Raw genomic sequence first — 14,273 nt, forward strand, 5'->3', positions numbered from 1 at the left:
AATACTGTAAACAACGCTACTAGTTTCTACATTTAAGCCTAGCTTCACGTAATACGGTAGCTGCAATAGTATTGGAGTTCTGACGCAAAAAATCATAAGGATAAATATTGTCTTTGCTTTGGGCATTCCTCACCATTTCTGCCCATTTCCCAGATTAATCAGACGCTTCCGTGATTAACTCACGGTATTGTTTTTGTCCTGGGTGTCTAGTAGAAGAATCTGTGTTATTGCTATCATATGGCATACTCGCAATGACTCTTATATTACCAAGGGGTAAATTTGGGTTTGTATTTTCTTCATCTGTCCAACCACTAATGGTATACTACTTCCCCGTTTTATCAGTATAAAGCAGAAACATATGATGATAATCGTATCCCAAACTACCAAGCTTTCTATAACCAACTTCTATTTTCTCTGACATGATCAATTTCCTTGTAGTTTTATAGATTATTGCTCTTATCTAGATAAGAAACATTTTTTAGTAATTGCCCACTTTTATTAAAAAACAGGCTAATGTATAAATCACGTCTATTACCTAAATAACCTTCGCCTCTTTGATAATGAATAAGTAAATTATCATCTGAATTTTCCAGAACCTCAAACTCATTAGTAATTAAATTGATAATTTCATTTTTAGTTAGTCCCGAATGAAGATATTGTGAAACAATATTACTAACATCTGCACGCTGGCTTGCAATATCTGTAATACGGGTTTTTAGAATTTCATTTAACATCAGATTTAAGTTAATCATATTCTTTCTATCTTTCAAGTTAGAGTGTTGAATTTGCGCTTTTTTTTCATGATGATTGGCTTCACAACCAGCAGAAAATAGAGCAAGTACAGCAAATGATACAGGAAGTAATTTTCTCATATTTTAAGTACCTTTTTATTTCTAGTCTGCTGATTATAAATTACTTTTTTTGTATCTTCAACAATTACTTTTATGACTTTCAAAGAATTTATTTTTTAGAGATAATAATGATACAATATAAATATGTTACACGACTACTTCTCGAACTAATGCCAGTACTAATATATCCTGAACATTCACGAATTTTTCCTGCTTCGCAGAGTATAGCTTTTACTTTTCTCCCTGTTTTCTGATGACAGACTTGTTGGCTCTACCTGTATGCGTTATGCCCAAAAGTCTCGCGGAGCATCCAATACGGGTTTGACGATACCTGTACGGATGGCAAAATCTCCAAAACCTTCCTCATCCAAACGGTTTCAAGACCAATCTGCCACCCAGCCTTCGACAATTTCAAGGATTTCAGGTTCGGTAATGTTTTCTTTAAACAGGCGCGGAATGCGTGTGCCTTCGCGGTTGCCACCTGCGTAAAGGTTGTAGAGGCCGATGGCTTTGCCGACCAAACCGATTTACGCCAGCATGGCACGACCGCAACCGTTGGGGCAACCGGTTACGCGCAAAACGATGTATTCGTCTTCCAAGCCTGTCCTTCGGTTGATATATAAAAAGGCCGTCTGAACTTTGCTTTCAGACGGCCTTGATATTGAACGGGACAAACCGATTAGGCTTGTTTGTTCCAACGTTCGATAGATTCTTTGATGACTTGTTTCGCTTCTTCTACATCGCCCCAAGATTCAACTTTAGTGGTACCTGCTTTTTTCAGGTCTTTGTAGTGGTTGAAGTGGAACTCGATTTGTTTGATCAGTTGTTGCGGCAAATCGGCCAAAGTTTTGTAGGCGTTGCCGTTGTTGCGGTCGTCGGCCGGAACGCAAACGATTTTGTCGTCCACTTCGCCGTCGTCAACGAATTTCATCACGCCGATAACGCGTGCTTCCAGAAAAATACCGGTTGCCAAAGGCTGCTCGGTAACCAGCAATACGTCCAATTCGTCGCCGTCTTCGTCCAAAGTTTGCGGAATGAAGCCGTAGTTGGTCGGTTTGGCGAAAATTGCCGGTTCAACGCGGTCGAGTTGGAACGCGGCCAGTTTGCGGTTCCATTCGATTTTGTGGTTGCTGCCCGCAGGGATTTCGTTGACAACGTTGATGATGCCGCCGTCCACATCGCCCGGGGTCAGGATTTTGTTGAAGTCTGCCATGATGGTTTCCTTTGATTTTAAAGAGAGTCAAACGGCGAAAGTATAACAAACCCAAGGCCGTCTGAAAATGTGAAACTGTCGTATTCAGACGGCCTTTTTGGCATTCAGCCTTTTGACCAGTTCTAAAATTGCGCGTTTATTGGAAGGGGAAAACACTTTTTCCGCCGCTTCTTCCGCACTAAACCAACCGTAGGCAACGTGTTCGTCCGGTTGCAGCATGATGGGCGTATCACGCGGAATTTGGGCGGAGAAGATGTGTTCGCGGTTTTCAAAAACGCCTTTGGGATAGCGATGGCGCCAGTGATGATAGATTTCATAAACGGTGCTGTCGTGCCAGTTTTCCAGCTGGCCGTCTGCAAGGCGGATACCGGTTTCTTCCCACACTTCGCGCCATGCGGTTTCTTCGATACGCTCGCCCTCTTCCAAGCTGCCGGTAACCGACTGCCAAAAACCTTGCGGCGCCGTGCGTTCAATCAGCAGGATATTGCCGTCTTTATCATGCAAAACAACCAAAGCGGATACGGGATACTTCAAAGGCTTACCGCTCATGACTTGTCCTTGCCGGATTGATTGGGGAGGCTGATTTTTTGTAGTAAGTAAGCCAAAAGGTTTTCCATGTATCACTCAAAAATGGGAAATTGATATTCAGACGGCCTTTGCTGGAAATTCGCAAAGGCCGTCTGAAATTATACCTGATTTAACTGCGCCAATTTCCGAGAAACCAGCTCTGCCGCTTCTTCCGGCGATTTGGCCTTCAACCCTACTTCGCCAAAATACGAAATTTTAGGCAAATCACACAAAAACTTATCGACGTCTTGCGCCGTCAAAAAACGGCCGTGCAAATCAAATCCGACATTTAAAGCACGCCCTTTGATTGCCGCCACCCTGTCATGCAAATGGCCGTACAAGTGATACCAGCCCTGATAGCAGCCGTCCCATTCCTGTATCGGATAGTGAAAGAGAACCAGCGTATTCTTAATTTCCGGCAATTTGAGTTTCAAATACGGCCGTATGGACGACAGCAACGGATGACCGTCATGCTTGGTTTGGCTGCGGAAACAATCAGCATACTGCCGAATCACATAATCATGATTGCCGTAAATCAAGTGATGTTGCCCGTTCAAGCGCGACAAAACGCGCTCTATCTGCTTATGGTCTTGGGCAAAGGAAAAATCGCCCAAGTTGTACACCGTATCTTCAGGCGTAACGGTTTCATTCCACGTTTGGATTAAAAATTCATCCATCTGCTCCACGTTATCGAACGGTCGAAATTGCGGGCAGAATTTGGCGATGTTTTTATGTGAAAAATGTAGGTCTGATGTGAAGTAGGTTTTGCTCATGCCGTGCTCTCTGCGTTGCAAGCTTGAATCGTATCACACTCGGGCGTATGCTAAACAATGTTTATTGTATTCTTCAAGGAGTTTTTATGCGTTTGGTTATTGCCGCGCCGGCCAACGGCGCAATATTGAAAGACGCACTCAAAACGCATCTGCAAAACGACCCACGCGTCAGCAACTTGGTCGATTTATCTTCACCCGAAGGAAGCTATCCGCAACTCTCGTTTGCCGCAGCCGAAGAAGTCGCAGCAGGGCGCGCCGACCGTGCGCTGTTGATTTGCGGTACCGGCGTGGGCACGGCAATCGCCGCCAATAAAGTGCGCGGCATACGGGCGGCGACGGCGCACGATTTACTCACGCTCCGCGGCTCGGTGGAAAACTATGATGCGCAGGTTTTATGTATGGGGCAAAACGTGATTGCCGCTCCGGCTGCTTGGGCATTGGTCGATATATGGTTGGATTTGCGCCACGACACAAGCAGCGGTTATGCGCCTAAGGTTGGCGAAATTGAAGCGTACGAGCGCGGAAAATAAATACGTGTTGCTCCATATGTTTTCAGACGGCCTTGTTACGTTTCGCTTTAGCAAAACCGGTAAGGCCGTCTGAAAATATTTAAATGCTTATTTTCCTTTTTTATTGCAAGGATGTCCTGCGCTGTTGTCGCAGACGCGTAAATTGCGCAAATGCATGACGGCATTGGTCAACTCGGCCTTCGTCGGCTCGTAACGGAAAGCATATTGCTTCACGTACAAAGCTTCGTTACCCTGTACGGCTTTTATCCAAGTAAATTCAGGTTTACTGGTTTGCGGATTGTTGGCGCAAAACAACATCACCAAAGCGAATGGATAGCCGTTTTCTTCACCTGCCGTTATTGGGTTGACACTACTTTGCGGACAGGCATTCTGCCATGAGGCTGAAAGATTGCCGAAAAACTGCTCAACACCCGGTTTCATACCTGCCATGGATTGCAGCGTGACCATTTGCGTCCAGTCTTCCACAGTCTGTTTCTGCGGCACAAGTTCTATCAATGTCACACCATTTTGCGCGGTTTGATAGCCGACTTTGAAGCCTTTAGGCGGAGCGCCGAAAGACCCAAACTCCTCAGCCTGCGCAGTTTGAACAGCTAACGGAAGCATAGCGATGGCGAGCATCAGTTTCCTAACGATACTTGTTTTTTTCATTGTTTTTCCTTATTCACTAAAAGTATGGCAGATGAAACAATCCATCCGCCAGCGCTATACTAACACAAACATACGGCATTTTTTCAGACGGCCTTACAACTGTCTCAAAAACGCCTGAATGAACGCGATTTTATCCAATTCCGGCATAGCATTGAACGCTTCCTGATGCTCGTGGATGTAATCGATTAAAGGATAAAATTCTTCATCAACATGGCGTTTGTCGAGTTTGCGGCTGATATTGCCCTCGTTGCTTCGTCCTAAAAACTTGGAAATCAGGTAATACGGCGATTTGAGTTTAAACAGCATTTCGCCGTTTTGGGCATCAAATACCATAAAACCTTCGTGTTCCACATTTTTCAGACTGCCTTTCAGCTCGCCGAATGTGATGTTTTTCAGCATTTCTGGACGGCGCACTCCGTATTGTTTGCCGATTTCATCCAATTCGACTTCAGTAAACTGACGGCCGGTCGCCACATCAATGCAGCCGATTAAGGTTTCGCCCAATTCTTCGCGGATGATGTGCACGTCTTTCGCATCAGTGATTTCAAACAAAAAAGTATGGTTCGGATAAGCGCGGAACAGGGTTTCGTATTGTGTGCAGTGTGCGACGGTCATGTCCGCGAACGCGCTATCAAGCGAGCCGGTAGTCGAATACAGCACTTTGCCGTCAAACGCCGCGCCTTTAGACGGATGGTCGTCTGAAAGCGAGACGAAAGTGCAGCAACCGAGGAAGCCGTTTACTTTTACCACCGCGTCCACCAATCTCTCGTCGCCGATTCGGATCGGATAACGGCTGCCTTTGGCAATACGTTCCGAATAATTGAACACTTTTTTAAACGGGCGCACGATGATGCGGTTGTGCGCGTCGATAATCAAGCCGCGCATTTCCAGCAGCGCGTCGTCGAAGCGGTTGTTGTAGAACACGCTGCGGGCATATTTCAACACGCGCAATTCGGGGTAGCGCTTGGATGCTTTGGCGGTAAAGTTGCGGCCGCCGTGTTGCAGGTAGTGTTCGGTGACGAAGGTTTGCTGCGCTTCGTCAAACGGCAAGGGTTGCTGCTCGAAAGCCTGCATTTGTTTGATTTTTTCCAACTGCTCCGCGCTGGCGGGCTGCACGGCATCGACGTGGATTTCGTTTGCCACACGGTTTTGGTTCAACTTGACATATGCCGCCAACACGTCGCACTCTTTCACGCCGTGCAGGTTGGGATAGAAATTGTGCATACGGTAGATTTCCGTTTCAAAACCGCTTTTTTTCGCCAAATCCAACAAATGGCGGCAACGCGAAGCCTTTTGGTTGGTGTTGGAATGGATGATTAAAATGTTGCGGTTCGGATTTTGTCGTCCAAGTTTCAAGGTTTCGGTCATCAAGGCATTACCGCGCTTCTGCGCCTTATCCACCGCTTCGCCCGACCAGCGGTACACGCCGTTTTCATCGGTCATGAACAAGTCGTTTTCGATGCGGACGATTTCGGCATCACGGTACTTCGCTTTAAATTCGGCGGCTTTTTGTTCGGCGAAAGTCGATTTTCCCGAACCTTGATGACCGCGGATTAAGATGAATTTTTGCATGGTTTTAGTTTCCTTATTTGGGTTTTCAGACGACGTTTGGTGTGAGGGGTCGTCTGAAAACAATACGGGCGATTTCCTTATCGATTTTTTCCGCCAACAAACGGACGGGATAACTTTGCCAATCGGGATAACGGCGGCTGTGATAACAATGCCAATAGCTGCGGATGTGGTCTTTCTGCTTCATGCCGCAAGGCTGCGGGAAAGGTTTCAATCAGGGCAAGTTCGTCAGCGTTCATGTTTGCCACTCAATCTTTTATCGGTAAGGTCGTCTGAAAACGTTGAAACCCTATTTTCAGACGACCCCTTGGCTAATTTACCGCCGCCAATTCGGTTTTCTCAATCTCTTCCACCCAGAAATCTGCGCCCATACCTTGCTCGGCGAACGAACCGATGAGTGTGAACACTTGGTCGGAGAAGCCTCCAACGTTCAAGATGTCGCAGCGGTTTTGCACCTGCACGGTGGTGTAGGGCTGGATGTCCAAGCAGACGAGTTTGGCTTCGGGACAGCGTTGTTTCAAGATGTCCCACTCTTTCATCAGGCTGGTTTTGCCGCCCCATTGTTGCTCGTAGTCTGCCCAGCTTTCGTTGTCGGACACGATGACAACCAAGTCCACATCGGCTTTTTCGCGGTTCAACAGGGCGAGCGGTGCGCTGCATGCCGTTCCGCCGCCGCCGATATTGGCGAGTTTTTGAGCGTTGGTCATGATGCTGTCGCGCGGGTTGAGCTGCACGTTTACCGTGATTTGTTCAAACGGTATCACGCGGGCTTGCAGGTTGGTGCGCAACATGGCGGCGGACACGAGCGCGGCGATGTCGATGCAGCGGGTTTTGCTGGTCGCGCTGCCGCGATAGCCGGTAGCCGGGATGTGCATGGAGCCGGAGACGTCCGGGCAAACCACGACTTTGCCTCGGATGGCCGGTACGTTTTGTACGGCGGTTTCCATCGCGTCTTGCAGCGCTTCGCGGATTTCAGACGGCATCTGTTCGGATGTTGCCTGATACGCGGTCAGCAATTGGTAAGGCAGAACGCGGGCGCGGCGGATGGCGGCTTTGTCGCGCAGTTTTTCTGCAACCATTTTGATGTTTTTGCTTTTCGCAAACACATCGTGGCGCAGGAAGGTGTTCAGGTTTTGGCGAACCTGCTGCCATGAGCCGTTGCGGGCGATTTGCGCCCAGTCGCCGCTGTTCAATTCCAAGGCAGTGAGCATTTGGAACGGAACGTCGGGCAATGTGCCTTGGCAGCTTTGTTTGTAGTCTTCAAAGGCGCGGGTGATGGGCGGCAATGCTTCGCGCTCGTACGGTTTGCCGATGAGCCACGCAAACCATGCGGCGCGCCATGCTTCACGCGGTTTGGGATGCACCATTTTGACCACGTCCGCCAGCGACGGGGCGTTGCCGACGGCGGCGTTCAACAGTTGTTTTTCGGTGGCGGTCAAAAGCCAAGTCTGCATCAGTTTTTTCGGACGGTTGCCGAAGGACTTTCTGCCGACTGCGCCGCTGCGGATGATTTGCGCGAAGTTGCGCAACATTTTACCGTTGTCCGCCACTTGGTCGAATACGCGGGCAAGCATGTTCACATCTTTCTGCGCCAACGCGGCAAGCAACAACGCAGGCATGTCTTTCATAAAACCTTTTTGACGGGCGTACACGGCGGTTTTGGCGATAAACTCGGCATTCAGATTTTTTGCCAATTCCAATACTTGCTCAAGCTGGTCTTGCGCATCGGCGTAGTAAGTGCTGTTCAGGCAGCCGGTGGCGGCAAGCTGGGCGAGCTGTTGTTTGGGTGTTAGCGTGTAGGCGATGCCGCCTGCTTCATTGCGGGTGTCGGCAGCGGTCAAACGGGTTTTAAGTGATTGGAACAAGGTGGTGTTAGCCATTTTTCATTTCCTTTCGTGTTGTTGGTTTCAGGTAGCCTGAAGAACTGTTCAGACTTGAATGGGTGGCAGCGCAGCGGCTAATATTTGAAGGGATACGTTTTTTTAACGTGGAAGGTTAATGTAATCTCTTCAGGCATCCGCCTGCTGCCGTAAAAAGGGGGGGTACGGCGGGCAGCTAGGTATTGGAGAAATTCTCTTCCGATGCTCTACCCCTGAGCTATCCTGCCATAGAAGTTTGTTGGCGGCAGGGCGGGACTCGAACCCGCGACCCTCGGACGTGGAATGTAATTCCTCCGGCATCTGTCTGCCGTACCGGAAAAAGGGTGGGCGGCTAGGGTTGGCAGGATTCCTGCTTCGTATTATTAGTACGACGATTGTTTATCCAATGTAATCCTGCCGGCATCCGCCCGTAAGGGGCATTTCGGCAACTAGAGGTAGAGAAATTGTTACGCGCTCTATCCTCTGAGCTACTCTGCCATCGTTGGCGGCAGAGGCGGGATTCGAACCCGCGACCTCGAGCTTTACAGGCTGTAATTCCTCCGGCATTTGCCGAATGCACCAAAAACGGTTTTATATCGGTCCGCCTGAATATTTCAGACGGCCTCGAATGAGGGCAGCGTAGCAGATAAACATGAAGAGAAACGGTTTTAACGTGAAAGGTTAATGTACTCTCTTCAAGCATCAGCCTACTGCCGTATAAAGTAATATGGCACGCAACAAGTTTTTCAGGGAAACATGCCTTCGCTCTACCAGCTGAGCTACTCTGTTATTTTGGATAACAGAGGCAGGACTCGAACCTGCGACACAAGGATATCCATGTTGTAGTTTCCCTAGGCATTTGCCTGCCATATTGGAAAAGGGTGGGCGACTAAATAAACAAGACGTTCAACGTCTATCAGACGAGACAGGATTCGAACCTGTTAATCCAAATGTAGTCTTGTTGGCATTCGCCCTGTAACTCCACAGCAACTAAATTTACGGAAAATTTTTCTCCGGTAACTGTATTTCCCGAAGCATCTGCTGTATCGTTACATTCACAACATAGCCAACAGCGTGCCAAGAATAAAATTTTTATAAAAATAATTTTTAATTAATTGAATATAAAGGAAATATATTTTAAAGTAGCTTTTATTAGTAAGAAGCGTAAAATACTAAAAAATATATTCATAGATAGTTATATAGAAAATAAAATATAAAAGGATATATTGATGAGATTCGATGATTTGGACAAACGCTTGCGACAATACGAAACCGCTTATGATTTTTGCGTACCACAGGAAAATTTTATTGTTGTACGCTTAGACGGGCGCGGTTTTACACGACTAACCAAGGAAATTTGGCAGTTTGAAGCCCCGTTCGACATTCGTTTCCGCGACCTGATGGCGCACACCGTCCGTCATTTGATGAAATGCGGCTTCAATGTGGCGTACGGCTATTCGGAAAGCGATGAAATTTCACTATTGCTGCGTCGAGATGACGATACGTTCAAACGCAAAACGCGCAAAATCATTTCGGTATTGGCTGGTGAGGCCAGCGCCGCCTTTTCTGTGGCACACGGGCAGCCCTCCGCTTTTGATGCCAGAGTTTGCATTTTACCGAACGAAAAACTGGTGGTTGATTATTTCCGTTGGCGACACGAAGACTCATACCGCAACGCGCTCAACGCCCACTGCTATTGGATGCTGCGCAAGAAAGGAGAAAGCGTGTCCCGCGCTACAGATGCCGTCAGCGGCCTAAAACGCGTGCAAAAGCACGATTTGTTATTTGAAAACAATATCAATTTCAACGAACTGCCTGCGTGGCAGAAACATGGCTTCGGTGTGTATTTTCAGACGGCCTTAAAAGAAGGTTTTAATCCGAAAACTGACGAAACCGTACAAGTAAAACGCCAAATCCTGCATACAGATTTCGAGCTGCCGTTGGGCGATGATTACGGCGTGTTTGTATTGGAAAAAATAATTTAAAGGCCGTCTGAAACATGAATACCCATCCTAAAAAACAAGTCGCCGTCAGTTTTCTCGGTACAGTATTGGATAGCGGTTTCGGTCAAGGGCGTTGGTTGAAATGGCGGCCGAATGTCGCCATGAATCAGCGTCAGGATTTTCATCTTGACCGCATGGAGCTGTTTTATGCGGAGAAATACCGCGAGCTGGCGGATCATGTAAAAGCCGATATTCAGCAGGTGTCGCCGCACACAGTCGTCAATCTCGTACCTATGGAGCTGGCAAACCCATGGGATTTCTCCGAGGTTTATACCAAACTGCACGATTGGGCGGCGAGCTATCCATTTGATACAGAAGAAGAAACCTATCTCACCCACATCACCACAGGTACACACGTTGCCCAAATCTGCCTGTTCTTATTGGTGGAATCGCGTCAAATTCCGGGGGTGTTGCTCCAGACTGCGCCACCGAAAAATCAAAGATGCAGCATGATTTCAGGTGATGTTGGCAATTATGAAATCATCGATTTAGACTTGGCTCGTTACGACGTATTAGCCGAACGCCTTGCCGCCGTACGCGATGACGCAGTGCGCTACCTGAAAAGCGGCATCTCCACCCAAAACACTGCCTTCAACCGCATGATTGCCGAAATCGAACAAGTCGCACTCAATTCCCCTTCCCCCATTCTACTTTCCGGCCCCACAGGCGCAGGAAAATCCATGCTGGCACGCAGGATTTTTGAATTGAAAAAAGCACGCCATCTGATTAAAGGCACATTTGTCGATGTAAACTGCGCCACCCTTCGCGGCGACGGCGCAGCATCTGCCCTGTTCGGCCACAAAAAAGGCGCCTTTACCGGCGCCGCAGAAAAACGTGAAGGCTATCTAAAAACTGCCGACGGCGGCGTATTATTTTTAGATGAAATCGGAGAATTAGGCTTAGACGAGCAAGCCATGTTGCTCAAAGCCATTGAAGAAAAACACTTTTATCCCGTCGGCAGCGACAGCGAAGTCAAAAGCGACTTCCAACTCATCGCCGGCACCAACCGCGACTTACGCCACGAAATCCGCGCCGGACGCTTCCGCGAAGACCTGTTCGCCCGCATCAACATCTGGAATTACCCACTGCCCGCACTCGCCAACCGCCGCGAAGACATCGAGCCCAACGTCGAACACCAGCTCGCCCTAGCCTCACAAGAACTCGGCCGAACTACCCGCTTCAACAAAGAAGCCCTGGCCGCCTACCTCGACTTCGCTCACTCAGACCAAGCACCATGGCGCGGCAATTTCCGCGACCTCGCCGCCAGCATCATGCGCCTGGCCACACTCGCGCCGCAAGGCAGGATACAGGTAGAACAAGTCCAAGCCGAAATCAAACGCCTCAAATGGTTATGGTCGGAAGAGCCCTTTTCAGACGGCCTCCTACATAACAGGCCGTCTGAAAAAGCACAAGACTACCCCGATAAAGTCGATTGGGACACATTGGATTTATTTGACAAGCTACAACTGCAACACGTCATCGACGAATGCCGCAAACATCCCAACATGGCCGCCGCCGGCCGTACATTGTTCAATGTCTCCCGAACAGAAAGGGCAAAAGTCAATGACAGCGACCGACTGAGAAAGTATTTGCAACGGTTTGGATTGGAATGGGGAGATATTTAAATAGAGTGGGCAAGGAGGTTTTGCAAAGGCCTCCTCATACTGATTCCAGGAAGTAGATCATTTTAATAATACTTTTATTATTATTTATAAAAATAAAAGGCATCAATCTGATACCTTTTATTTTCGTTAACATAAAAAATTAACGTTCATACCAACGTTTGATCGATTCACGACGAATCACTTCCTTGGTTTACTTCAAAAATGCCGCATGATAGGCAATATGCTCACCAATAAAACTGGCGATGAAGTAATAGCTATGATCATAGCCTTTGTGGAAGCGCACATCGACCGGTTGGTTTGCCGCACGACAGGTTTCGATAAAATCTTCGGTGCGTAATTGTGTCGGCAAAAACTCATCTTCTAAGCCCTGATCAATACGCATACCTTGTACTTTATAGCCTTGTTGAATGAGCGAACTAGCATCATATTGCTGCCATTTTTCACGATTTTTTCCTAAATAAGCAGTAAAGGCTTTTTCTCCCCAAGGCACGAGGCTTGGCGACAAAATAGGCGAAAAGGCAGAAACACTTTGATAACGTTCTCGGTTTCGCAGCGCCAATACCAATGCGCCGTGTCCGCCCATTGAGTGTCCCATAATGGAACGTTTGCCGTTGGTAGGAAATTTTTCCTCAATTAGACTAGGTAACTCATTCAAAATATAATCATACATTTGATAATTCGTCGCCCAAGGCTGCTCGGTCGCATTAAGATAAAAGCCCGCACCCTGCCCTAAATCGTAAGCAGCATCGTTCGGCACTTGCTCTCCGCGAGGGCTGGTATCGGGGGCAACCACAATCACTTGATGTTCCGCCGCATAACGTTGAAAACCTGATTTGGTAATGAAATTTTGTTCCGTACACGTTAAGCCGGAAAGCCAATAAATCACACCAAGCGGTCGATTTTCCTGATTATCCGGCAAATAGACGGCAAATTTCATTTCGCATTGAAGCGTTTGGGCATGGTGTGCCCAAACTTGTTGCAAACCACCAAAAATTTGATGTTGTTCAATCAGTTTCATCGCGTACCTTAGTAATGAATAACAGCGCGGATCGATTTACCTTCGTGCATTAAATCAAAGGCTTCATTGATTTGATCGAGTGTCATTGTATGGGTCACAAACGGTTCTAACTCAATGTCGCCTTTCATTGAATCTTCCACCATTTTCGGCAGTTCAGAGCGACCTTTCACACCACCAAACGCCGTACCTTTCCAAACACGACCAGTGACCAACTGGAACGGACGAGTTGAAATTTCTTGTCCTGCACCCGCTACGCCGATGATAATCGATTGTCCCCAACCACGGTGTGCACTTTCCAATGCCTGACGCATTACGTTTACGTTGCCGATACATTCAAAGGTGTGGTCAATACCCCATTTATTGATGTCTAACAACACATCTTTGATTGGTTTATCGTAATCGTTCGGGTTCAAACAGTCAGTTGCACCAAAATGTTTTGCCAACTCGAATTTTGCGGGATTGGTATCAATGGCGATAATGCGACCCGCTTTGGCTTGACGCGCACCTTGCACCACAGCCAAACCAATCGCCCCCAAGCCAAACACGGCAACAGAGTCACCTTCTTGCACTTTTGCCGTATTATGTACCGCGCCAATACCTGTGGTAACGCCGCAGCCGAGCAAACATACTTGTTCGTGGTTGGCTTCCGGGTTGATTTTCGCCAGTGAAACTTCCGCAACAACAGAATATTCGCTGAAAGTCGAACAGCCCATATAGTGATAGATCGGCTGACCTTGATAAGAAAAACGCGTCGTGCCGTCCGGCATTAAGCCTTTACCTTGCGTCTCACGTACCGCAACGCATAAGTTGGTTTTGCCTGAACGGCAAAACTCACATTCGCCACATTCAGCGGTGTAAAGAGGAATGACGTGATCACCTGGTTTTACGCTTGACACACCTTCGCCCACAGCAACAACCACACCCGCACCTTCATGCCCAAGCACCACAGGAAATACGCCTTCAGGATCGCTTCCTGATAACGTAAACGCATCAGTATGGCACACACCAGTGTGAGTGTTACGAATTAACACCTCGCCTTTGCGTGGCATTTCTACATCGATTTCCACAATTTGTAAGGGTTGATTTGGGGCGAATGCTACCGCAGCACGAGATTTGATAGTTGAATTGGTTTGTTTGATTTCCATTATTTTTGCCTTTTAATTCATTAATAAAGTTATCTAGCCTAAGTAAGATAACAACAGGTTATACTTTGACCTCCACTCTAACGCAAGCGTTTTTGCAATTTTGGCTCCAACAGTAGCATGATCAACTGACAGTCCGCCGTGTAATTGACGGTTAAAGGCTTCTGAATATTTCCCTAAATCATGCAACTTTCCCGTCTGGCAGGCAATTTCCTGCGCACCAAGAAGAGTAGCCTGCTTGGACGATATTTGAACATACAGCCACCCAAAGGCGGCTGACGGAATAGGTCGTCATAGAGTTCGTAGTTACTAGAGTTTCAGCACACAGCCGCCTGAAGGCGGCTGGAAAATTATTCCTAACCTGCCTATTCCAGAAGGCGTTTCAACACATAGCCGCCTGAAGGCGGCTGATCGACCATCGTATTCAATACTATTGGTTGTATTAGTTTCAACACACAGCCGCCCGAAGGCGGCT

At 47.6% G+C, this 14,273-nt stretch carries 13 protein-coding genes and 1 pseudogene; 3 read left to right on the forward strand and 11 right to left on the reverse strand.

What is annotated here, in order from left to right:
* Nucleotides 1-440: 440 nt before the first annotated feature.
* From HMPREF2872_RS09930 to HMPREF2872_RS09945, 5 genes and pseudogenes are all read right to left on the reverse strand, one after another.
* Nucleotides 441-872, reverse strand: coding sequence for a hypothetical protein (locus HMPREF2872_RS09930; RefSeq protein ID WP_070633319.1), 432 nt, complete (start codon nucleotides 870-872; stop codon nucleotides 441-443).
* A 263-nt stretch (nucleotides 873-1,135) separates the two neighbouring features.
* Nucleotides 1,136-1,459, reverse strand: a pseudogene (locus HMPREF2872_RS11460) (sulfite reductase subunit beta); the annotation flags it as partial.
* Nucleotides 1,460-1,530: 71 nt separating this feature from the next.
* Nucleotides 1,531-2,064: an inorganic diphosphatase gene (locus HMPREF2872_RS09935; RefSeq protein WP_003678634.1), complete on the reverse strand. Its 534-nt coding sequence runs from the start codon at nucleotides 2,062-2,064 to the stop codon at nucleotides 1,531-1,533.
* Nucleotides 2,065-2,148: 84 nt separating this feature from the next.
* Nucleotides 2,149-2,613 carry a dihydroneopterin triphosphate diphosphatase gene (nudB, locus tag HMPREF2872_RS09940; protein WP_003685636.1) on the reverse strand — a complete coding sequence of 155 codons (465 nt, stop codon included), beginning with the start codon at nucleotides 2,611-2,613 and terminating at the stop codon, nucleotides 2,149-2,151.
* A gap of 137 nt (nucleotides 2,614-2,750) precedes the next feature.
* On the reverse strand, nucleotides 2,751-3,404 hold the full coding sequence (locus tag HMPREF2872_RS09945; protein ID WP_070633321.1) for a metallophosphoesterase: 654 nt from the start codon (nucleotides 3,402-3,404) through the stop codon (nucleotides 2,751-2,753).
* A gap of 86 nt (nucleotides 3,405-3,490) precedes the next feature.
* Here HMPREF2872_RS09945 and HMPREF2872_RS09950 point away from each other — a divergent pair, with 86 nt between their 5' ends.
* Entirely contained in the window at nucleotides 3,491-3,934 is a 444-nt protein-coding gene (locus tag HMPREF2872_RS09950; protein ID WP_049328576.1) for an RpiB/LacA/LacB family sugar-phosphate isomerase, read from the forward strand.
* 87 nt (nucleotides 3,935-4,021) lie between these two features.
* Here the strand turns inward: HMPREF2872_RS09950 and HMPREF2872_RS09955 are convergent, their stop codons facing one another.
* The 4 genes from HMPREF2872_RS09955 to HMPREF2872_RS09965 form a co-directional block, all read right to left on the reverse strand.
* Entirely contained in the window at nucleotides 4,022-4,582 is a 561-nt protein-coding gene (locus HMPREF2872_RS09955) for a hypothetical protein (protein ID WP_003746257.1), read from the reverse strand.
* 93 nt (nucleotides 4,583-4,675) lie between these two features.
* The gene (locus HMPREF2872_RS09960) at nucleotides 4,676-6,154 is read right to left on the reverse strand and encodes an RNA ligase (protein WP_070633324.1); all 1,479 of its coding nucleotides are present in this window, start codon (nucleotides 6,152-6,154) and stop codon (nucleotides 4,676-4,678) included.
* Between the two features lie 25 nt (nucleotides 6,155-6,179).
* Nucleotides 6,180-6,365 (reverse strand): hypothetical protein, encoded by a 186-nt coding sequence (locus tag HMPREF2872_RS11665; protein ID WP_141752883.1) that lies wholly within the window; start codon nucleotides 6,363-6,365, stop codon nucleotides 6,180-6,182.
* A gap of 97 nt (nucleotides 6,366-6,462) precedes the next feature.
* Complete coding sequence (locus HMPREF2872_RS09965) at nucleotides 6,463-8,031, reverse strand: TROVE domain-containing protein (RefSeq protein WP_070633326.1); 1,569 nt, start codon at nucleotides 8,029-8,031, stop codon at nucleotides 6,463-6,465.
* A 1,208-nt stretch (nucleotides 8,032-9,239) separates the two neighbouring features.
* Between HMPREF2872_RS09965 and HMPREF2872_RS09970 the strand changes: the two genes are divergently transcribed.
* Nucleotides 9,240-9,995 carry a tRNA(His) guanylyltransferase Thg1 family protein gene (locus HMPREF2872_RS09970; RefSeq protein WP_070633328.1) on the forward strand — a complete coding sequence of 252 codons (756 nt, stop codon included), beginning with the start codon at nucleotides 9,240-9,242 and terminating at the stop codon, nucleotides 9,993-9,995.
* 14 nt (nucleotides 9,996-10,009) lie between these two features.
* A complete protein-coding gene (gene rtcR / locus HMPREF2872_RS09975; RefSeq protein ID WP_070633330.1) occupies nucleotides 10,010-11,638 on the forward strand; it encodes an RNA repair transcriptional activator RtcR in 1,629 nt (542 codons plus the stop codon).
* A gap of 190 nt (nucleotides 11,639-11,828) precedes the next feature.
* Here the strand turns inward: rtcR and fghA are convergent, their stop codons facing one another.
* Together fghA and HMPREF2872_RS09985 are read right to left on the reverse strand one after the other, a co-directional pair.
* Nucleotides 11,829-12,656 (reverse strand): S-formylglutathione hydrolase, encoded by an 828-nt coding sequence (gene fghA / locus HMPREF2872_RS09980; RefSeq protein WP_070633332.1) that lies wholly within the window; start codon nucleotides 12,654-12,656, stop codon nucleotides 11,829-11,831.
* An 8-nt stretch (nucleotides 12,657-12,664) separates the two neighbouring features.
* Nucleotides 12,665-13,774 carry an S-(hydroxymethyl)glutathione dehydrogenase/class III alcohol dehydrogenase gene (locus tag HMPREF2872_RS09985; RefSeq protein WP_210398866.1) on the reverse strand — a complete coding sequence of 370 codons (1,110 nt, stop codon included), beginning with the start codon at nucleotides 13,772-13,774 and terminating at the stop codon, nucleotides 12,665-12,667.
* Nucleotides 13,775-14,273 lie beyond the last annotated feature (499 nt).

The organism is Neisseria sp. HMSC069H12 (assembly GCF_001812735.1).
In the GTDB taxonomy this organism is placed as follows: domain Bacteria; phylum Pseudomonadota; class Gammaproteobacteria; order Burkholderiales; family Neisseriaceae; genus Neisseria; species Neisseria subflava.

What these genes read in the sequence shown, in the direction of transcription:
- HMPREF2872_RS09955 (WP_003746257.1), bottom strand. Translation starts at nt 4,582, where the DNA reads ATGAAAAAAACAAGTATCGTTAGGAAACTGATGCTCGCCATCGCTATG.
- rtcR (WP_070633330.1), top strand. Translation starts at nt 10,010, where the DNA reads ATGAATACCCATCCTAAAAAACAAGTCGCCGTCAGTTTTCTCGGTACA.
- fghA (WP_070633332.1), bottom strand. Translation starts at nt 12,656, where the DNA reads ATGAAACTGATTGAACAACATCAAATTTTTGGTGGTTTGCAACAAGTT.
- HMPREF2872_RS09945 (WP_070633321.1), bottom strand. Translation starts at nt 3,404, where the DNA reads ATGAGCAAAACCTACTTCACATCAGACCTACATTTTTCACATAAAAAC.
- nudB (WP_003685636.1), bottom strand. Translation starts at nt 2,613, where the DNA reads ATGAGCGGTAAGCCTTTGAAGTATCCCGTATCCGCTTTGGTTGTTTTG.
- HMPREF2872_RS09950 (WP_049328576.1), top strand. Translation starts at nt 3,491, where the DNA reads ATGCGTTTGGTTATTGCCGCGCCGGCCAACGGCGCAATATTGAAAGAC.
- HMPREF2872_RS09930 (WP_070633319.1), bottom strand. Translation starts at nt 872, where the DNA reads ATGAGAAAATTACTTCCTGTATCATTTGCTGTACTTGCTCTATTTTCT.
- HMPREF2872_RS09960 (WP_070633324.1), bottom strand. Translation starts at nt 6,154, where the DNA reads ATGCAAAAATTCATCTTAATCCGCGGTCATCAAGGTTCGGGAAAATCG.
- HMPREF2872_RS09965 (WP_070633326.1), bottom strand. Translation starts at nt 8,031, where the DNA reads ATGGCTAACACCACCTTGTTCCAATCACTTAAAACCCGTTTGACCGCT.
- HMPREF2872_RS09935 (WP_003678634.1), bottom strand. Translation starts at nt 2,064, where the DNA reads ATGGCAGACTTCAACAAAATCCTGACCCCGGGCGATGTGGACGGCGGC.
- HMPREF2872_RS09970 (WP_070633328.1), top strand. Translation starts at nt 9,240, where the DNA reads ATGAGATTCGATGATTTGGACAAACGCTTGCGACAATACGAAACCGCT.